Genomic DNA, 17,255 nt, shown 5'->3' with positions numbered 1-17,255 from the left:
GCACCCATAGAAATCTACTTCAACCAAGTTGAGCGCGTTTACGTGATCCTGCGAGATGCCGACCTTCCTGGTTGCCATTAAGATCCTGAACACAGCGAGCCGCCTAGAATACTTTGCTTCTGTCGCGCTACGCCAAAAAGTAATGGCAACTGCGCCAATCGGCCCTAGCGCCGTCGCCAGTACCACTGCCCAAGTGTCAATATTCATTGTGGTACTCACTAGAGATGCCGAGTGATATGGCTAACTTATGCCGCCGTCATTCCATCACCGGCCGACGGAACTCTGGGTCCGCTTGCATGCAGGCCTGCTCGACCAGCCGCCAGCTATCGCGGTGGTCGAGTTGCCGGACCCGGGCCAGCCGGGCCAACCGCAGGACTTCCGCCTCGCCGATGGTGGCATAGGCCCGCTCCAGCGGAAGCTGCCCTCCCCAGGTGAGCAATAGGCCCACATCGACCCGGCGCAGGGCATCCTCGTCCAGATCGAACTCTGGCCACACCGGTACAGACATGTCTGCCCGTATCGCCTCCCCTACGAAGTCGGCATCCCGCAGGAAACTGGCCAGCCCGACCATCTTGGCACGCCGATCCCGAGCACGATCCATGCAGCGCGCCTGCAACAGCTCGACTGGCAGTCCGGCAGCCAGCTTCGCCTGCCAGTGCTTGTATCCAAGCTTACGTTTTTTACGGCCCTCTGCTGGCCATGCTGCCCACACCTCGTCAAAGGCAGGATCATCCTGACCAAACAGAGTTGGCTCCGGTTGCCCCCCGCTTGGCGGGGGGTTAGGGGGGAGATTCCTGATTTTGTCTCTGTGTTGAGCGGACTCCTGGGGAATCAACGGCTTACGGGAGGACTTCTGCCGGAAGTCTTCCGGAAGTCTTGCCGAACTACTGGCCACTCGACCACACGCGGCCGTCCGCGTCGCCGCCGCCATCCGGGCACGGACCTTCGGCAACTCGTCCTCCGTCTCGCGGGTGCGCAGGTGGTCGTCGTCACCGATCCAGAGCCGCTCGCATGCGATCAGAACAGCCTTCAGCCGTCGCCAAACCCTAATGTCGCGACCTAGGGCACGGGCAACACGGGGATCGTCGTCGATCAGGCAGCCGTTCCGCTCGAAAAGGAGGTCGTTCAGGTCGATCAGGAGCAGCCGCGCCTGGGAAGATAGTTCCTCACGATCGCGCCGGGCCTGGACAAGGTCATGCGGGCGCCAGCGGATCAAAGTATGCGCTTTACGGAGGTAGCCATCGGCTACTTGCGCTTCTTGACCCGGCGTGAAGGCAGCCATAGATTCGGCAACGTCAAGCATCGCTGTTGACTCCAACACGAGCAGCGGTGTTTGCGCCTTGGCTTGGTTGCAGAAGCCATGGCGCATCGATTTAGACGGGCGAGTCCGTGTCCAGCGGCTCGCCCGTTTGCTTTCGCGGTGGAAACTTTGCGCGACAGTCGCGCGACAGTCCAGGGTTGAAGTCGGCTCCTGACATGCGGCAGCAGCGTCGCGTCTACCACCTAAGGTAGAATACGTTTTATAACCTTAGGTAGAGTGCTGAGAGAATTCCAGACACGAGAATAGCCGGCTGGTAATTTTTCTTCTGGATCGTTGATCGTGCGCTAGCAGAAGATGCCCTCAGACATTAAGTACAGATCCACATTGGTAATGGCGCATATACCTGTAATAGGAGGTGCCATGCATCTAGCAGCAGTACACTTAGCGGCTCGAAAGAGGATGATTGAACCATCACCAGATAGCAGGCATTATTTTCCTGAGGAACATAAAAGAATAGAAAGAAGATACCGAAACCACGGTATAGTAATTCAAGTACTATTTTTTAGTTTCTTTGGTGGAATGATACTGGCTATTACTCTGGCTGAAAGGGGACCATCTCCCATAGGTATAGGCGTAATACTTTTATCGGCAATCGGCCTCTTTGTTGTAATGGGCAGAGCCAATGGCCTCTATGAGAGAGATGTGAAAGAGCTTGAGGACAGGACTGCTGAGAAAAACAGAGAAAAAATGCAAAAAGTGCTGGAGGCAGAGAAGATAAATATGGAAAATAACAAAGGAAATATAATTTACAAATCATATGTGGAAAATTCTTTTAATAAATATAATAATAATGTAAATGAAGATTTAAAAAATACCCTAATAACATTAGAAAAAATAGTAATAGCTTCAAAAAATAATGAAGCTTTTCAGTATTTTGAGCTACTCAAAAGAGAAATAGCTTCGGATAATACTAATACTATAGCTGCAAAATCCTACTGGAACAGTATGACATCTGTTCTTCCTCATATAAAGAACTTTACAGATATTGTAACAAATATGAATAAAATATTTAGTATTTAGTAACTTTTGATTTAGATGCTTAGGAGGCCGTCTGATCTCTCGCCGGTCGTGTAGATGCTAGGTGCGGTCTCGTTCGCCAGGATGCGCCCAACCGCCATCGCGGCAGCCACCGCACCATCGATCCGCCCGCGCGAGCGGCGCTTGTGAAGCTTCTCGTTCTCGGCCGCGTCGGTCTCCGCCGCCACGTTGCCGAAGCAGGAGCGCAGCACCGGGTTACCGCCATGCCGGAACCTGCCCGCCAGCAGCGCCGCCTTCAGCTCCTTCACCGGTGCGGCCATCGAGGCAAAACCCTGGCCGAAGGCAGAGACGGTGAAGCCTGCCTCCTGCAGGGCCGTGGTGACCGCCGTACTGTTCCAGCGGTCGATCGCGATCTCCTGGACGCTGTAGTCCGCTGCAAGCTCCTCGATCCAGCCGAGCACGCCGCTGTAGTCGACCACGTTGCCGGGGGTCAGGCGCAGGTGCCCGGCCTCGGCCCAACGCAGATAGTCCGCCTGATCCTGTTCGGCTTTGCGGGCGATGTTGGCTTTCGGCAGGAAGAACATCGGCAGGACGTCGTAGCGTCGGACCTCGTCCTCATCCTCAAGCGGGAACACTGCCACTACTGCCGTCAAATCCTCCACCGACGACAAATCGACACCCACCCAGCAGGGCTGCCCCAGCAGCTCGGCAGCGGGCCGCATGGGCTCGGCTTGGTCATACACGGCCAGATCCACCCACGGCTCAGCCGCGCCATCCGTCCAGATGTTCAAGTGGAAGCGCTTGAAGCTGGAGATCTCCGCCGGGAAGTGCGCGATCCGCTTGGCCTTGGTGCGCAGCTCCTCGAGCGACAGGAAGCCAGCCTCAATCGCGGGATTGGCCGAACGCCAAGCCTGCTCGTCCTTCCAATCCGCTGCCGGATCGGCCGCAAAGATGATCGGCGCGAAGGTCGGATCCTCGATCTCACCTGAGGCTACCTTGTGGCTGTACTGCCAGAGATCGCTCGCCAGCGTGCCCTGGCCCTCACCGGCGGTGGAGATCACGATGGTGAGGGGATTGGTGCGCTTGACCATGCTGTCGGTCACCACGCCGAACAGCTTCCTCGCTTCCGCTGCCGGCCAGGCATGCACCTCATCGGCCAGGAAGAAGCTCACGTTCAGGCCGTGCTTGGAGTAGGCCTCCGTGCTGATCGCCGACATCTTCCCCTGCGTGCCCGGATGCAGCAGGATCTTCCTGCTCTCGATCGGCCGCACCCGCTTGGACAGGACCTGGTCCTGCTGGACGAACTGGTGCGCGGAGTTGAAGGCGATGCCGGCATTCTCGCGATCGGCTGCGGCCATGACGATCTGGCCGCCCGGCTCAGCTTCCGGGCCGAGAAAATGCGCCAGCGCCAGGGCGGAGGCCAAGGTCGTCTTGGCGTTGCCCCTGGGTATCCAGATGCAGGCCATGCGGACCTGCCGGCCGCCGTTCTCCGTCGTCGGGCCGTAGATCCGGCGGATGATGGCGCTCTGCCAGTCGTGCAGGTGGAAGGCTTGGCCGGCGTGGCTGCCTTCCCATAAGTGAAGTCGGTTCACAAACCGGCAGATGCGGCCAGCTCTGCCGGAAGGATCGGGGTAGAGCGCCGGATCAGGCGAGAAGATCGTCCGCCCACTCATCGGTCTTGCTCTCTTCCTTGGTCTTGGTAGCGCGCCGGTGCGGCATGAAGCCGAGTTCGGCCGCCAGTAGCCGTGCCTCGCGCATGGCGGCCGACTGCATCTTGAACGCGGGGTGCGGTTTGGGACCGTCTTCCGTCTCGATCATGCGGCCATCCCGGCCCATGACCTCTTCCAGCTCGCGGACCATGCCGGCCGCGATGCAATAGCTCTCCAGGGTCGCCAGCGTGTCTGGCGTCAACAGCCGGCGGCCGTGGATCTCCGGGGCAGCCCGTCGCCATTCCGCCTTCGCCTGTGCCGTGAGCCAAGCAGGGGCAGGCGGGCAACGGCCCTGCAGGAGGCCGCCGTCGATCACCTTGAGCTTTGGCTTGCGGCCCCTCATCGCCGAAATCCCCAGAAGCCGAGAAAATTGCGCGCGAGGTGGCGACAACGGTCCTGTACCCAGGCTGGGAAAGCTTGAGCTATACCCCGTGCCTGAGCCGTGGAATGCATGAGCAGCGGCACCAAGCCGAGCAAGTCAGCGGTCATGGCCAACATTCCGGATCGGATGGCCGAACCCACCATCAGCGCTGGCCGTCTTCCTGCTGTGGCAGGAGGCGCAGACAGCCGACCAGTTGGAGCGGGACCAGAACAGGCTGGTGTCGCCCTTGTGCGGGATGACGTGGTCGACCGTGGTAGCCGGCTTACCGCAAGCGCAGCTTGGATGAGCCGCAAGGAAGCCACGCCGTGCCGCTTCCCACTTGCTGTCGTAGCCACGGGCACGCGCCGAGGGTCGCCTGGCTTCCACGGCAACACGGCGGGCAGCCGTACAAACAGGACAGCCAGCACCAACAAACGGCGGATGGCCGGGCTTGGGGCAGTGCTTGGGCGGGGCCATCGGCATCAGAACGACCAGAGCCGGTAGGAGCGCACCAGGTCGTCGTAGCCAGCCGTCATACCGGCTTGGCATTCACGACCGTCGTACATCGAGCTCACATGCGCGAGGATCGCCTGTCGCAACCGCTCGGGCACCACAGACCAGCCGGCGACGAACTCGACCTGGACAGCGCCATCGCCGTAGCGGGCACGCGGCCAGCTAGTACCGCGCAAGGGGCGGATCTTGGCAGCAATGTGTCCACCCAGGCCGGTGACCTCATAGGCATCGGGGCTCAGCACCCACTCGATGCCGGTTGCGTCGAGGTAGCTGATCGACGTGACAGCCTGGCAGGGTGGCATCGGCACGCTGATCATCGGCGGAAAGCGATCGAGGGTGAGCCGCCAGGTCTGGGTCATCAGGGCCCGACCGAGCAGGCCCTCAGGTCCATCCAGGGCGGCGGTGGCCGCACCGATCATCGCCGCAATCCCGGCATCCTCGTCGTCATGGGTGACGCGGCAGAAGTCCTTGGCCTCCTGAACTGTCACTGGCAGTGATACCGGAGGCGTGACCAGGGTCAGCATGGATGGCGCCTCAGGTGCGAGACCGGCCCGAAGGCCGGACCCATCAGGCCACGGGGCGGTTGCGAGCATAGCCCTTCACCAACACGGCGCTGGCCGCAATCGAGGTGCCGCTGTTCTTGGTGAGCACTGCCCGCAGATAGCGGCGGTGTCCCCAGTAGCCGACCTTTGCCACGGAGTTGGCGGTGAGGCTGGCCGGCAGACTGCCGATCAGGGCATCGGCCGCCACGTCGGTGAAGTCGCCGGCGGTCGTGGTGTCCGAGTGCTGGAGCTTGGCGGTGAAGTCACCGGCTCCGGCGATGGCACCGGTGTTGACCACCAGCGTGGCCGAGCCGAAGTCGAGCAGATCGACGGAGTCGGATGTCGTGGTGGCAGAGAGGACGGCGGGTGCCACCATGGGCACCACGCCAAGGTTGTGGACGAGGTCACGCATCATTTGGCTCCTTAGCTCGCAGCGATCTTCAGCTTGCGGATGGCTTCCGGCATCACGACGGCACCACCGACCCGACGGCGGGCGTGGAAGCGGACCAGGGACCGGGTAGCCATCGTGTAGGGATCACGCAGGATCGACAGGACCGGCTTGTCGTAGATCCGGTAGGCCGTACCGAAGTCGCCGAACGCGATCGGGAAGGCACCTGCTCCGATGTCAGGCATGTCCACCGCTTCGATCACCGGGCGGCCCAACAGGGTCTCCGGCTGACCAAGCTGGAGGCTCGGCTGCCAGAGGAAGGCGCCGCTGGTGTCGGTGAACCTGCGGACCGCGGCGAGCGTGTGTCCGTTCATCAGCCAGGAGCCGCGCAGCCTGTAGTAGCTCGGCATGCTGTACATCAGCGTGACCAGGCTGGAGACGGTGATCTCCGTGGCATGGCCGCTCACGACGAAGTCGATGGCCGGATCCGTCAGGATGCCGTGCGGCTTCTTGAAACCGTCGCCCAGGACGAACGCTTCACCTTCCAGCCGGCCGAACTCCTCGGCCAGGTCGGACGCGACCTCGTTCTCGACGTTGATCGCGGCGTCCTCGAGGAGGCGCATGCTCACGTCGACGAAGCAGGCCGCCTCATGGACCTCGACCTCGGTCTGGCCGTAAGTCATCCCGGTTTCCTGGTGCAGCTCGGTCTCGCCAACCCAGCGCGCCGTCGGTGTGGTCAGGCGCTTGGGCAGGATCACGGAACCGGCCGACGTCGTGCCGACGCGGGCCGCCTGCCTGATCGGCGAGAACTCGACGATCTGCTTCAGGACGTCGTTCGAGAACTCCGGCGGGGCCAGATAGCCGCCACGGGCGTCGTCGCTGACGACCAGGCTGCGGGCTTCCTCGGCCTGCATCCGCTCCGGGCCATGGCGCAAAAAGCCACCGAAAGCGCGGCGCTGCAGGTCGCCCTGGTCTTCGCGGCGCTCGCTGCCACCGCCGGGCCGCTGGGTGCGGACATCGATCTGGTCGAGCCGGTCAGTGATCGACTTCAGCTCGTTGCTGAGCCGGGCATCCAGTGCTGTGCGGTGGCCGTCGACGGCGCTGCGCAATTCGTTGACCGCCTGCACGGCAGGATCGAGGGTGTCATCGGCCTCGCTGCGGGTTTCAAGGGAGACGTCCATCAGTAGGTCCTCTTGATGGCGATGACGGCACGACGGGCCGCCTGGACGAACGCCGACGTGGCGATCGAGTGGGTTGCGTTGCGGATCTGCGTGACACGGGCATTGGATGCCGCTGGCAGGGTCACCAGGCTGACCTCGACCAGGTCGATGGCAGTCAGCACCCGGCCACCATTCGGGCCGCGCTCGGACGCTACTGCTCGAAAGCCGATCGACAGGCCGTTGACGGCGCCAGCCTTGAGCAGGGCCAGGGCTTCCGCACCCTTGGCCGTCTCCGTCACCAGCTTGCCGGTAGCCTTCAGGCCGCGGGCATCCTCGACCAGCTCCGTCCACACGCCGATCGGCTGGTCCGGGTTGTGGTTCCAGAACATCGCCGGGCCACCGGTGGCCGAGCGCTTGGCCAGCGACTTCCGGAAGGCGCCGGGCTTGATCGTGTCGCCGAAGCTATCCGGCTCGCCGAACACGCTGGCATAGCCGGAGAAGGTGCCGGTCTCATCGGTGGCGAACCGGACCTCGGATGCGGCGAGGGTCTTGGTCTCACGCGCCATTGGCAGGCTCCGTCGATGCAGCAGGGGTGGAGGCTTCTGCCTGTCCGGCCTGTCGGATCAGCTCGTCGCCACCGTCGATCGGCGGGCGGTTGTCGAGCGCGCGGACCTCGTTCGGGGTGAGCCAGGATCCGCCGGTGGCTTGCCGGTAGGCGCTGAAGCGGCCGGCGAGGTCGCCACGGAGCAGGTCGTCAAAGATGAATTCTAGGAAGTATTCCTGCCGCTCCTCACGGCTGAGCAACACTCGCTCTAGGGCTACCTGCCAAGCCTCAGCCCAAGGCATCAGACAAGTTTGTACAAACTGTCTTTGTAATTCCTCAACGTTTCTCCACGTGGCGCGCTCTAGATCGCCAACAAGTGTTCCAGGTACCTTATAGCCTCGGGCGATCTCTTGCATGACCAGCCGTCGCAGTTCCATGAACTGGCTGTCCGTGCTGCTGAACTGCAAGGCCTCGAAGTCCAGGCCATCTTCCAAGACCAACGTTCGACCGGAATTGGCGCCGCCAGATTGTGCGGCATTGAACGACTCTCGCAGGCGCTTGATGACTTCTGGTCCCAGTGGCTTGCCGGTCTTCAAGACGCCGGACGGCCGGGCACCATTCGCAAACAGCCGGCTCTGGTGCTCGGCCATGATGATATCGACGCCGATCACCTCACGAAGATGATGGGTCAGGCAAACCACTCGGTTGCCGATCGAGCCAGGCGTGGCCACGCGCAAGACGTTGCGCCAGTCCAAGATCCGCTCGACACTGTTCTCGCGGTACCGGAAGCGAGGCTCCGGGCCGGTCAGATCCTGGGTCACGTCCCTGGGGTCGAGATGGTGCAACTCACGCGGCGTCGGGCCGGTGCGGATCACCTGGGCATACCCAACGCCGAACAGCAGGCTATCCAGTTGCAGAGCGGTCTTGCCCTCGACGGCACCCGTCCAAGGGTTCCAATCGCCAGCCAACAGCGCCGCTGCCGGATGGGTGGTGTCCCTTTCGCGAGTTCCATCCGGGCGTCGGCGGAACAAATGCACTGGCAGCGAGCCAATGCCTTCAGAGATCGCTCGCACAGCCGCCAATGTCGTCGGGCTGCGCAATGCATTCTCGGCCGAGACACTGACACCAGCGGCCGTAGGCGTGGCACCAAACAGCGCCAGCATCTCCGGCGAAGAACTCGCCAAGTCGTAGCGCTTCTCGATCCCCAAGAAATGCTTCAGCCGCTCAAACATGCACAGCCCGAGTAGTTCCAGTGGACACTACGCAGGTTAAGCCTGATCAAGTCAAACAGGAACGGCTAGGCTGAGAAAACTAGATGTTCTGGAATATTCCGGCGTGTTCCCGGATTGACTTCTAGACGCCGGCACTTATCGTCTTAAGAATGTTCACTATTCCTGACTGGCAGATGAAGTTTTGGCCTCAGAGCTGGGTTTCTTCTCAATGTCTTGAGCAAAAGCAATGATCGCGATCAGTGCGGCAACCACGCCAACTACCATGTTGACAGTCTCGTTGCCAATCCAGTGTGTCCAGTCACTTTTTACCCATATCAGGAGGATAGCTCCAAATAGTAAGGATGTAGCAGCTACGATGTAGTGATATGGGATCTCTTCAAGGGGATTGCGTTCCAACAAAAATGTTAGAGCGGCAAAGCCCAGCAAAAATAGTCCCATCAAAGCAGCAAAAATATTGGAACCAGGCCTGCGGTTCGATCTCGGTGCAGTGAAGTTCATATCCTTTCTCCTTTATTCTGAAGAACGATTCGTACTCGTTGGTGCTGCTAAACTACCAGGGTAGTGTAGCCCGCAGTCAGGGGAGGCCTACTTAAAATAGAATGCATATTCCTTGGCTGACAAGCCGCACCGGCAATCCCCTATGTAGCCACCCAAGTTCTCGGCCCATCGTCTCTGACTATCAGCCGGAAGCGCCCGTAGTCACCCGCGATCAACCCCACCAACTCATCGCCGCGCTCCACCAAGCGCTCCAGTGGCTCGTCCTCTCTCAGCCTCTTGCGCGGTGGTTTGGTGATGATTCGCGTCTCGACCGGAATGTCCCGCCAGCCCGAGCGGGTGCGGACCACGATGCGGCGGGTGCTGGGGTTCTGCATCAGGCAGCCTCCTGATCAATCGTGGGAAGGTCTCCATGGAGGCCAACCTCTGCCGGATCATCGGCTAGGGCAGGATCTACCGCCCGCGCCGCATTTCGCATGATCCGGTCGACGTGGAACGGCTCGTGGCAGTGGCCATGCAGGCTGGTGCCATCCCCCAGTGCGATCGCCGGGCTGAACTTCCAATCGATCGGATGCCTGCACCACCGGCAGGTCGTGCCATCCAGCAGCGCGATCAGTTCCGACTTGTGGGCCCGGACCTCGACCAAGGTGACATCGTCGGGTGGAGGGCCATGACCATAAAGCTCCAGTTTACCGGCCTGCACGTGCAATTCGACGCCATCCAGCATGAGCCGGCTCAGAAGATCGAGCGCGGTCATGCCTCGATCCTCCATCCGGAGGCTGGGCTGGACCCCGTGCTGACAGTGGACCCCGGTGCGCCCGTGGTACGGGGTCCAGCTAATCCATTGGTGACCCTCGCTTTTTTAGACGTGGACCCCGTGGACCCTGTTGCCCCCCGGTTTTCGCGAAACTTCTGAGAACGCTCAGCATCGCGAGTGTCCGAAGGGAGTTCGTCGGCTTTAGAAGTTTCAGAATCACGGGGTCCACAGGGTCCACGGGGTCCATCTGCTTTTTTTGCAGTGTTTTCAGCTGTTTGGCTGGACCCCGTATCATTGGAGCCACGGGGTCCGCGGGGGCCATCTGTGCTTTCCCTAGGAGCTTCTTCGCCAGCGCCCTCATCGTCGTCCTCGCTGGTCCCCGGCGGCCACCAAGCCCATGGCCGGCTCCGATCGCCCTTCGCATCCTTGGAAAGGCGCTTCTTCAGCCGCACCCATTTCCACCCACGCAGGATCCCCGCGACCCTCTTCTGCACGGTCTGGTCACGCCGCTCGATCGGGATGTGGATCACACTGTCCAGGATGTCGTCGATCAAAACGGGCGCGGTGGCCGCTCGGAGGCGGGTACCGTTCTTATCCACCTGAACCAGCCACTTCTCGATGACCTGCGCCCATGGGTCGAGCACGCGGCGAGCCTCCTGTTCCGCGGCTGCATCAGGCTTCTCCTCATCAGTCAGCCACCATTTTGCCCCAGCCTTGAACTCCACGTCGGCTTCGGCCCAGAGCTGGGCCACGTTGGCACACAACCCATCGAGGTCGATCATCTTGCCGACCTTTACCGGCCAGAACCGGCGGTTGCCGGTTTCATCGTGAAGGTAGGCATCCTGGTTGGTGCTGCCGATGAAGACGCATTGGCGGGGGAAGTCTTCGGCCCTACGCCCATAACTCGGGCGGTAGTGATCGGTGCGGCGGGTCATGAAGGCCTTCGTCCGCTCCAGGTCGTTCTTCCGCATGGCGGACAATTCGCCCAGCTCGATCACCCACTTGCCGCAAAGATCCTGGGCGGAATCCTTTGAGCCAAGATCTGATATTGAGTCGGTGAACCAGCGATCGTTTACTGCCAGAGCGTTGGCGACCGACGACTTTCCGAGATCCTGATCGCCTTCGAGGATCAGCGCATTGTCGACCTTGCAGCCCGGCTCTCGCACTCGGGCCACTCCACCAATCATGAACTTGCGGCCAACCGCCTTTGCGTAGGGAGAGTCCTTGACCTTGAGATATGTGTGCAGCCACGTCGACAACCGCTTGGTCCCATCCCAGACAAGCGTGTCGAGCCAGTCGCGGACCGGGTGAAAGCGGTTCTCGCTCGCGACCAACTGCACGCCGCCAGCAACCGTGGTGGGTTTTACAAAAACCTCGTGGTGCTGCATCGCATCGGCGATACGCAAGTCATCGGCGTCGGTCCACGGCAGCGCTCCAGGATTCGCCGGATGCCACGGCATCCCGTCAGCGATCGGTGCATTCAGCAGCTCGTCGTGACGGATCTTGCCGGAGAACACGGGATCGGTCCGTAGAACAATGGCGACGTTAGCCAAGCAGTCTCGGGGAGCACCTTTCCCCGTAGTCTTCAGCAGGTGCGACCACTTGGTCGGGTCCATGGATGTCCACCAAGCCGGAACCACCTCATCGGCCTGAGGCTCTTTGGCTGCCTTGGCCTCTGCATCGGCCGCCTCTTTCTTCAGCTTCTCCTGCGCAGTACCAACAGTGCGAGGGATGTCATTGTATCGACTTTGCCACCGGCCAGGCTCGTCTCCGTCCCGACGCTCAGGAGGGACGGCATCCATGAACCCACGAAGGGTTTTAACGATCTTCCCGCCGGTCATCCCATCTTGAGCAAGACGCCACGCTAAGGCACGCAGAGGGCCATGGTAGGCGTCACCGGTCAGGATCTGCTTGACGAGGGTATCGGTTGGCTCGGCTTTTTCTTGGTGCTCGCCGGAGTATGCAATCCGAGCCTTTGCTTGACCGCCGGCAGCGTCTCTATGCTGACGATAAGCGTCCTCGAGGCGCTCCAGCGCGTCATCCAGATCGATCTCGGCTTCGGGGTTGCCGCCGATGATGCGGGAAAGCCTGGGGTCGTTCTTGTTCTTGGTGTGCAGGCTGCCCGCCAGGCGCATCGGGTGTGACGGTGGCGCTGCGCTCGGATCGCTGCCGATCAGCTTGGCCATCAGAAGGTTGCAGCGCTTGACCTTGGTGAACCCCTCCACATCCACGGCCGGCTCGCGCAGGCGGTAGACGACGTGAACCTTATCCTGCACCTCGCCGGTGTTGGGATCAGTCCAGGTGCCGCCAGTGGCGACGATCACGGTGGCGGTGCCGAGCAACCCTTGGATCTGCTGGACGCAGTCGGCCGGCCGGGCGTCGCAGTCGATCGCCAGGGCGGGTGCACAGACAAGATCAGCTTCGCCTGCTTTGTCCTTACTTGCGAACAGGGCGATTGGTGGGGCCAACACGATGCCAACTGGCCAGGCGGCGGCGCAGTGCATTTCCCTCGCTGCCACGTTGACCAGCCTGTCCATGCCGGCGTCGGTATTCTCAAACGGCTCGGCCTTGATTTGCGCTGGCGGCCTGTCGGAGTCGTGGTGGAACGCGCGGAAGCTGTAGAACCCGCCGTCCGGCGCGTGCCGGAACACCCGGCCGAAGAACTCCCGTGCTTGCTCGGGATCAGGCTGTAGCGTTTGTTGGCTATGGCCCTCGTTGGGGGCTGACGACCCGATGTGACGCGTGGTATTTGAGAAGTGCCGTTGATCAATCGAGGGGCCGGTCTTTGGCGAGACCGGCCTTTCCTCGTTCAGAACCACGTCCATTAGCGGCGCTCCAGCTTTGACAGGCCCCAATTGTACAGCGGCTCTGTCGGATAATACGGGGTCCGTCCAACCTTCTCGATCGGCGGACCGCCGCCGGTGGAAGCGAGTTTCGCCAGCGTGGCCCTGGCGTACTGGAGGCCTAAAACCTCATCCAAAAACTGGCTGGCCTTATCACGACGGAGGCGGGGCCTGTTGAGATGTGCCGGCAGGCAAGCGGGAAGCTTTCCTCCCGAAGGGGACTGGGCCTTCTCAACCATGGAAAGATCTCCCGCTATTCGTCGTCAGCGGTGCCGACGGTGCCGGCCTCTTCCTCAAGCTCTCGGACTACGCGAGCGCGGATCGGTCCAAGGAACCACTCTTTGATTGAGACGATGAAGGTGCCGCCGATCGTGTTGGCTTCGAGCGGAATGTTTTCACGAAGGTCCCAGATAGAGCGACCGTACGAGTTGATGACGAAAACAACGCGTTCTGCTTCGGGATGCTCGATGAGCAGGCTGCGGAGGCCGCAGGCAATTCCACCAGCTTTCCGAGGGGGTAGACCTTCCTTCAGGAGCTCACTCCAGACTACTAGGATCACGATATCGTTCACGTCGAAGATGCGGGGTGTACCCGACACTGTAGACGGGGCGCAGGGATACAGACCGCCAGCGACCGCCTCGTTGAAGCGCTGCCGGTCCACGCGCGCGATCCTTGTCGCGACAGGGGTGCGGGCTGTTCGGTTCAGGATTGTCATGCTGTGTCCTCCGAAGTCTGAGGACCCAATGTACATGATCTGTTGCAATATACAATGGCAATTGCCAATTTCTAAAACTAACAGCGTTGTACGAAGCCTAACGCGGCCACCAGCGCACCCACCAGGGCCGGCGCAGCTCGGCATTTACTTCCCGTTCGTGGGCCAGGGCATCCCGCACCTCGGCCAGCGCGCTCTCCGCCGCTGCAGCACGCGCTGCCTCGGTAGCATAGCTGGCCATGGCTTCCTTCAGGTCTTCCTGGAGGGCGGTCACCAGGGTGAGCAGATGGCTGGTCGCGACCGCCCCTTGCTCGGTGAGCAGTGCTTGGTCGCTCGGTGGTCGCTCACCCGTCGCCCGGTTAAGCACTTCTTGGAGGTCGCCCTCGGCCACTGTGACCATCGCTTTGCCGTCATTGCCGAGTGAGACCGGCCAGCCACGCCGCCGTGCCCTTGTACGGGCTCCATCGACCGACACGCCCAAGCGCTGGGCCAGCTCAGCATAGGTCAGCCGCAAGGGGCCGGTCGGCGGGATAGTCTCGCTCATGCGGTGGCCAATCCTGCTCGATAGTTGCTCAGGTGAGCGACCGACGGTCGCTCGGGTGAGCGTAGGTGATCGGGCGACCGCTTGGCGAGCGCAGGACGGCCACACCCCTTGCCAGTACAGTCAGCTCGCCATTAACTCTCAGTTATAGAACGAAACAGGAACGAGAAGCCCAGGTACGAGATCACCATGGCGGACCTGCGGCCTTGGGATGTCGTGACCGCTGCCTGTAGCGCCTGCCCCTACTTCTCGACCATGCCGGTCAGCCGGCTCACCGCCAACCGGCCGCCCCACACCCTGCTAATCAACCTCCAGCACCAGCTGGTCTGCACCCGCTGCAAGAACCGAACGAAGAACCGGCTCACGATAACGATAGTGGAGCGGTAGGCAGGAGGCCTACCCGAACGGCCGCCCGAAATACGTCAGCGCCCACATCGCCAGCAGGTACACGCTCAAGAGCGACTGGAGCCCAGCCACCGTTCGCACCCAGCCGGTCGCCTGGAGGGCATACTCCCGGGTCTGCAGCCGGGACAGCCAGGTGCCGACGTTCAGGTCGCGCCAGCCCAAATGGAAGGCCGAGATGGCACTGAACTGCAAGGCAGTGCCGAGCCGCTGCCACCAGCTCCTTGGACGGAGCTGTTCTATCTTGATCTCCTCCTCCCATCCTATCTGCGGCCACTTCGGCGCCAGCCGTCCCTTCGGCCAGATCCGATAGATGCCGCCGTTGCCGCTCCGAGATAAAGGAACAAAGTAGATTAGGGCGAAGACAGCGATGGAGCCGACCAGGATCAGAAGGGCACGACCTGGCTCAAGACCATAAGCAACTGGTATCCTGAAGAACACTGAGCGGAAGCTGCCCTCGATTAGCTTGAGCGGCTCGTCCCAGCGGATCTGGCCCTCACGAGTGAGCAGATGGCGAGTTGTGTTGTGTTCAATGAGATAGATGTCCTCTCGCTCAAGGTCGCGCAGGAAAGCTCCCTGGAGCTTGGCCTGCGTGCGGGTGGCCTCCTGGAGCCGTGCACCCGCCAGGTTGGCCTCCTGGAGGTCAGCACCCCATAAGTCGACCTCCTGGAGGTTAGCTCGCGTTAGATTGGCCTCCTGGAGGTTAGCCTGCGTTAGGTCAGCTTCCCGGAGGTTAGCTCGCTGTAGGTCAGTCTCCTGGAGCTTGGCATACGCCAAGATGGCCTTGTGGAGGTTGGCTTGCGTCAGGTAGGCCCCCTGGAGTTCGGCATACGCCAAGCTGGCTCCCTGGAGGTTAGCCCCCCACAGCCCAGCCCTCTGGAGGTTGGCCCCCCACAGCTCAGCCCTCTGGAGGTTGGCCCCCGACAGGTCGGCCCCCTGGAGTTCGACATACGCCAAGATGGCTCCCTGGAGGTTAGCCCCCCACAGCTCAGCCCTCTGGAGGTTGGCCCGCGTCAGGTCGGCCCCCTGGAGTTCGGCGTCTCTCAGGTTGGTCTCGTGGAGGTCGGCTCCCGACAGGTTGGCGTTGCAGAGGTTCGCTCTACCCGAATTTCCAGAGTCCCCTTTCCTCCATTGCAACCAAAGCTCGTGCATCAGCAGCGCTGTCTGCAGGTACTTCGTTGATGGCTTCCACCTCTCGGGATGCGGACATGGCTCGGGTGCCGGCTCCTGGGCATGGGCACTGCCGATGAGCAGGAGACAGCCGAGAAGGACGCCCGGCAGGCGCCGGGACCATGGACGATGCGGCATGCGCCGGCTCCCTGCAGAGGTTGGTCAGGGCGATGTCGACCGGCTTCGGCGGCCATCACAATGGCTTTCCGCCCAGGAGTCCTGAGCCTCCTCAACCGCTCAACCGGCCGGTGCCGCCAAGTAACAGCTGCCCGTCCGGATCAAGTCGATCCGGCCCTCGCCGAAGTCGCCCGCACCCGGCTGGCCAGCGGGACTATAAAGAGGTGCGCTAGGCACTTCCCAAGCACTTCCACGCCCTTCCGGGTAGGGATTTTATGGAAGATGGAGGTGGGGCCATGTGGACCATACGTCGGTACCACCGACAGTTTGCAAGGGCCTGTTAAGTGACAACCAGCAAGGGAAATGCGTCAACCACTGCGTCAATGATACTTGCTACGACCCGATCGTTCGCAGCCAGCCTTTGCCGTTCTAACCTTTCTGGTCCTTGCATCATGAACTTGATTGAAGGAGAGCTTCACCATATTATTGAGCAAGGCTAGGTCAGGTGCAGAAATGTCAGAAATTGATCTTACGGACGTAATTGTTGCGTTGATCAATGCGCTAATGCCGATTGTGATTGCAGTTGCAGTAGGCATTATCAACGCCAAGATTAAGAACCAACAGATGGCGACTCTGCTAGGGAACGCTGTGCGGAACAGCTTGGGCGCTGTGCAACAACATGCCACCAACAAGCTAATTAGCAACAGAGTTGTAGTGCCCGGCTTTAGTCCAGAAATAAACGCTGGAGTGGATTATGTTCTAAGGCATGCGAAGGAAGCAATTGATCATTATAAAATGGACCATGCAAAAATTGCAGAGAAGATTCAGGTTCAACTAGGACTTGCAGATATAGCCACTAATCTTGCTACGACCGCTTCACCAATTCCAGTCATTGCTGGTCCTCTGGGACCTGTCTCAGAGAATTCTCAAGTTCAAGTATAATTATGAGAACATAGGGCGCATTTAAGGCCCCGTCTGGAAGGCTTCAGATAGCTCTAGGTCATCCGCCGGCAGCATCATCTATCCTTGACCATTGCCGGTTTCGTTGCTGCTTGGGTGAATGAAGATTGGAACGGCTTTCCGACCAGCCGAGAGGTCAATCATGTATTCACTGATGGTGTGCTGCTGATTCTCTCGGAATTGCCACCCTTCCGGAGCATAGCCGCCTTTGAAGATGTCAATCGCTGCGATGTTGAAGCCTAAGGTCGACGCCATAGAATGTAGCAACTTGGCCAACAGTTGTTCCTTGGCCTCCGACCATGCAGCTAGTTCGGTAGAGCGGGTGTTCAAGTGATTTTTGTATTCCTTCCAGGCTGTCTCGACTTGCTTGCACCCATAGAAATCTACTTCAACCAAGTTGAGCGCGTTTACGTGATCCTGCGAGATGCCGACCTTCCTGGTTGCCATTAAGATCCTGAACACAGCGAGCCGCCTAGAATACTTTGCTTCTGTCGCGCTACGCCAAAAAGT

At 60.7% G+C, this 17,255-nt stretch carries 21 protein-coding genes; 3 read left to right on the top strand and 18 right to left on the bottom strand.

Features of this window, described 5'->3' with window-relative positions; translation table 11 throughout:
* Together VHL31_RS26490 and VHL31_RS26485 are read right to left on the bottom strand one after the other, a co-directional pair.
* Positions 1-207, bottom strand: a 207-nt coding sequence (locus tag VHL31_RS26490; protein WP_329664256.1) for a DUF6680 family protein, incomplete at its 3' end; no start/stop codon positions are given.
* Positions 208-256: 49 nt separating this feature from the next.
* A complete protein-coding gene (locus VHL31_RS26485; protein ID WP_329664255.1) occupies positions 257-1,369 on the bottom strand; it encodes a hypothetical protein in 1,113 nt (370 codons plus the stop codon).
* A gap of 312 nt (positions 1,370-1,681) precedes the next feature.
* On the opposite strand from VHL31_RS26485, the gene VHL31_RS26480 reads away from it, so the two are divergent.
* The gene (locus VHL31_RS26480; protein ID WP_329664254.1) at positions 1,682-2,341 is read left to right on the top strand and encodes a hypothetical protein; all 660 of its coding nucleotides are present in this window, start codon (positions 1,682-1,684) and stop codon (positions 2,339-2,341) included.
* 11 nt (positions 2,342-2,352) lie between these two features.
* Here the strand turns inward: VHL31_RS26480 and VHL31_RS26475 are convergent, their stop codons facing one another.
* The 14 genes from VHL31_RS26475 to VHL31_RS26415 all read right to left on the bottom strand — a co-directional run bounded on the left by VHL31_RS26475 (position 2,353) and on the right by VHL31_RS26415 (position 14,099).
* Complete coding sequence (locus tag VHL31_RS26475) at positions 2,353-3,972, bottom strand: terminase large subunit (protein WP_329664253.1); 1,620 nt, start codon at positions 3,970-3,972, stop codon at positions 2,353-2,355.
* Positions 3,944-4,351: a phage terminase small subunit P27 family gene (locus VHL31_RS26470; RefSeq protein ID WP_329664252.1), complete on the bottom strand. Its 408-nt coding sequence runs from the start codon at positions 4,349-4,351 to the stop codon at positions 3,944-3,946. Before VHL31_RS26470 ends, VHL31_RS26475 begins: the two co-directional genes overlap by 29 nt.
* Positions 4,352-4,486: 135 nt before the next feature.
* Positions 4,487-4,846, bottom strand: a complete 360-nt coding sequence (locus tag VHL31_RS26795) for an HNH endonuclease signature motif containing protein (RefSeq protein WP_349262563.1) — start codon at positions 4,844-4,846, stop codon at positions 4,487-4,489.
* Positions 4,847-4,851: 5 nt separating this feature from the next.
* Positions 4,852-5,406 (bottom strand): head-tail connector protein, encoded by a 555-nt coding sequence (locus VHL31_RS26465; protein ID WP_329664251.1) that lies wholly within the window; start codon positions 5,404-5,406, stop codon positions 4,852-4,854.
* Positions 5,407-5,449: 43 nt separating this feature from the next.
* Complete coding sequence (locus VHL31_RS26460; RefSeq protein ID WP_329664250.1) at positions 5,450-5,836, bottom strand: hypothetical protein; 387 nt, start codon at positions 5,834-5,836, stop codon at positions 5,450-5,452.
* Between the two features lie 11 nt (positions 5,837-5,847).
* Positions 5,848-6,993, bottom strand: coding sequence for a phage major capsid protein (locus VHL31_RS26455; protein WP_329664249.1), 1,146 nt, complete (start codon positions 6,991-6,993; stop codon positions 5,848-5,850).
* On the bottom strand, positions 6,993-7,538 hold the full coding sequence (locus VHL31_RS26450; protein ID WP_329664248.1) for an HK97 family phage prohead protease: 546 nt from the start codon (positions 7,536-7,538) through the stop codon (positions 6,993-6,995). Before VHL31_RS26450 ends, VHL31_RS26455 begins: the two co-directional genes overlap by 1 nt.
* The gene (locus VHL31_RS26445; protein ID WP_329664247.1) at positions 7,528-8,748 is read right to left on the bottom strand and encodes a phage portal protein; all 1,221 of its coding nucleotides are present in this window, start codon (positions 8,746-8,748) and stop codon (positions 7,528-7,530) included. The genes VHL31_RS26450 and VHL31_RS26445 overlap by 11 nt, the downstream gene beginning before the upstream one ends.
* 156 nt (positions 8,749-8,904) lie before the next feature.
* Complete coding sequence (locus VHL31_RS26440; protein WP_329664246.1) at positions 8,905-9,246, bottom strand: hypothetical protein; 342 nt, start codon at positions 9,244-9,246, stop codon at positions 8,905-8,907.
* Between the two features lie 140 nt (positions 9,247-9,386).
* Positions 9,387-9,620: a hypothetical protein gene (locus VHL31_RS26435; protein WP_329664245.1), complete on the bottom strand. Its 234-nt coding sequence runs from the start codon at positions 9,618-9,620 to the stop codon at positions 9,387-9,389.
* On the bottom strand, positions 9,620-10,000 hold the full coding sequence (locus VHL31_RS26430; protein ID WP_329664244.1) for a hypothetical protein: 381 nt from the start codon (positions 9,998-10,000) through the stop codon (positions 9,620-9,622). The genes VHL31_RS26435 and VHL31_RS26430 overlap by 1 nt, the downstream gene beginning before the upstream one ends.
* Complete coding sequence (locus VHL31_RS26425) at positions 9,997-12,825, bottom strand: virulence-associated E family protein (RefSeq protein ID WP_329664243.1); 2,829 nt, start codon at positions 12,823-12,825, stop codon at positions 9,997-9,999. Before VHL31_RS26425 ends, VHL31_RS26430 begins: the two co-directional genes overlap by 4 nt.
* A gap of 271 nt (positions 12,826-13,096) precedes the next feature.
* Positions 13,097-13,558 (bottom strand): hypothetical protein, encoded by a 462-nt coding sequence (locus VHL31_RS26420; protein ID WP_329664242.1) that lies wholly within the window; start codon positions 13,556-13,558, stop codon positions 13,097-13,099.
* Positions 13,559-13,655: 97 nt separating this feature from the next.
* On the bottom strand, positions 13,656-14,099 hold the full coding sequence (locus VHL31_RS26415) for a hypothetical protein (RefSeq protein ID WP_329664241.1): 444 nt from the start codon (positions 14,097-14,099) through the stop codon (positions 13,656-13,658).
* A 186-nt stretch (positions 14,100-14,285) separates the two neighbouring features.
* Between VHL31_RS26415 and VHL31_RS26410 the strand changes: the two genes are divergently transcribed.
* Positions 14,286-14,483 (top strand): hypothetical protein, encoded by a 198-nt coding sequence (locus VHL31_RS26410; protein ID WP_329664240.1) that lies wholly within the window; start codon positions 14,286-14,288, stop codon positions 14,481-14,483.
* Positions 14,484-14,492: 9 nt separating this feature from the next.
* Here VHL31_RS26410 and VHL31_RS26405 read toward each other — a convergent pair whose 3' ends face one another.
* Complete coding sequence (locus VHL31_RS26405) at positions 14,493-15,650, bottom strand: pentapeptide repeat-containing protein (RefSeq protein WP_329664239.1); 1,158 nt, start codon at positions 15,648-15,650, stop codon at positions 14,493-14,495.
* 597 nt (positions 15,651-16,247) lie between these two features.
* Here VHL31_RS26405 and VHL31_RS26400 point away from each other — a divergent pair.
* Positions 16,248-16,727, top strand: a complete 480-nt coding sequence (locus tag VHL31_RS26400; protein WP_329664238.1) for a hypothetical protein — start codon at positions 16,248-16,250, stop codon at positions 16,725-16,727.
* A gap of 78 nt (positions 16,728-16,805) precedes the next feature.
* Here the strand turns inward: VHL31_RS26400 and VHL31_RS26395 are convergent.
* A partial coding sequence (locus VHL31_RS26395; RefSeq protein WP_329664237.1) for a DUF6680 family protein occupies positions 16,806-17,255 on the bottom strand: 450 nt, incomplete at its 5' end.

This window comes from Geminicoccus sp. (genome assembly GCF_036263595.1).
Classification (GTDB): Bacteria; Pseudomonadota; Alphaproteobacteria; order Geminicoccales; family Geminicoccaceae; genus Geminicoccus.
This window is presented reverse-complemented; position numbering and strand designations above follow the sequence as displayed.

Excerpts from the sequence above, each read along its gene's own strand:
- VHL31_RS26415 (WP_329664241.1), bottom strand. The coding sequence starts at position 14,099 with ATGAGCGAGACTATCCCGCCGACCGGCCCCTTGCGGCTGACCTATGCT.
- VHL31_RS26425 (WP_329664243.1), bottom strand. The coding sequence starts at position 12,825 with ATGGACGTGGTTCTGAACGAGGAAAGGCCGGTCTCGCCAAAGACCGGC.
- VHL31_RS26465 (WP_329664251.1), bottom strand. The coding sequence starts at position 5,406 with ATGCTGACCCTGGTCACGCCTCCGGTATCACTGCCAGTGACAGTTCAG.
- VHL31_RS26480 (WP_329664254.1), top strand. The coding sequence starts at position 1,682 with ATGCATCTAGCAGCAGTACACTTAGCGGCTCGAAAGAGGATGATTGAA.
- VHL31_RS26470 (WP_329664252.1), bottom strand. The coding sequence starts at position 4,351 with ATGAGGGGCCGCAAGCCAAAGCTCAAGGTGATCGACGGCGGCCTCCTG.
- VHL31_RS26460 (WP_329664250.1), bottom strand. The coding sequence starts at position 5,836 with ATGCGTGACCTCGTCCACAACCTTGGCGTGGTGCCCATGGTGGCACCC.
- VHL31_RS26450 (WP_329664248.1), bottom strand. The coding sequence starts at position 7,538 with ATGGCGCGTGAGACCAAGACCCTCGCCGCATCCGAGGTCCGGTTCGCC.
- VHL31_RS26435 (WP_329664245.1), bottom strand. The coding sequence starts at position 9,620 with ATGCAGAACCCCAGCACCCGCCGCATCGTGGTCCGCACCCGCTCGGGC.
- VHL31_RS26410 (WP_329664240.1), top strand. The coding sequence starts at position 14,286 with ATGGCGGACCTGCGGCCTTGGGATGTCGTGACCGCTGCCTGTAGCGCC.
- VHL31_RS26420 (WP_329664242.1), bottom strand. The coding sequence starts at position 13,558 with ATGACAATCCTGAACCGAACAGCCCGCACCCCTGTCGCGACAAGGATC.
- VHL31_RS26430 (WP_329664244.1), bottom strand. The coding sequence starts at position 10,000 with ATGACCGCGCTCGATCTTCTGAGCCGGCTCATGCTGGATGGCGTCGAA.
- VHL31_RS26795 (WP_349262563.1), bottom strand. The coding sequence starts at position 4,846 with ATGGCCCCGCCCAAGCACTGCCCCAAGCCCGGCCATCCGCCGTTTGTT.
- VHL31_RS26455 (WP_329664249.1), bottom strand. The coding sequence starts at position 6,993 with ATGGACGTCTCCCTTGAAACCCGCAGCGAGGCCGATGACACCCTCGAT.
- VHL31_RS26475 (WP_329664253.1), bottom strand. The coding sequence starts at position 3,972 with ATGAGTGGGCGGACGATCTTCTCGCCTGATCCGGCGCTCTACCCCGAT.
- VHL31_RS26485 (WP_329664255.1), bottom strand. The coding sequence starts at position 1,369 with ATGCGCCATGGCTTCTGCAACCAAGCCAAGGCGCAAACACCGCTGCTC.
- VHL31_RS26445 (WP_329664247.1), bottom strand. The coding sequence starts at position 8,748 with ATGTTTGAGCGGCTGAAGCATTTCTTGGGGATCGAGAAGCGCTACGAC.
- VHL31_RS26440 (WP_329664246.1), bottom strand. The coding sequence starts at position 9,246 with ATGAACTTCACTGCACCGAGATCGAACCGCAGGCCTGGTTCCAATATT.
- VHL31_RS26405 (WP_329664239.1), bottom strand. The coding sequence starts at position 15,650 with ATGCACGAGCTTTGGTTGCAATGGAGGAAAGGGGACTCTGGAAATTCG.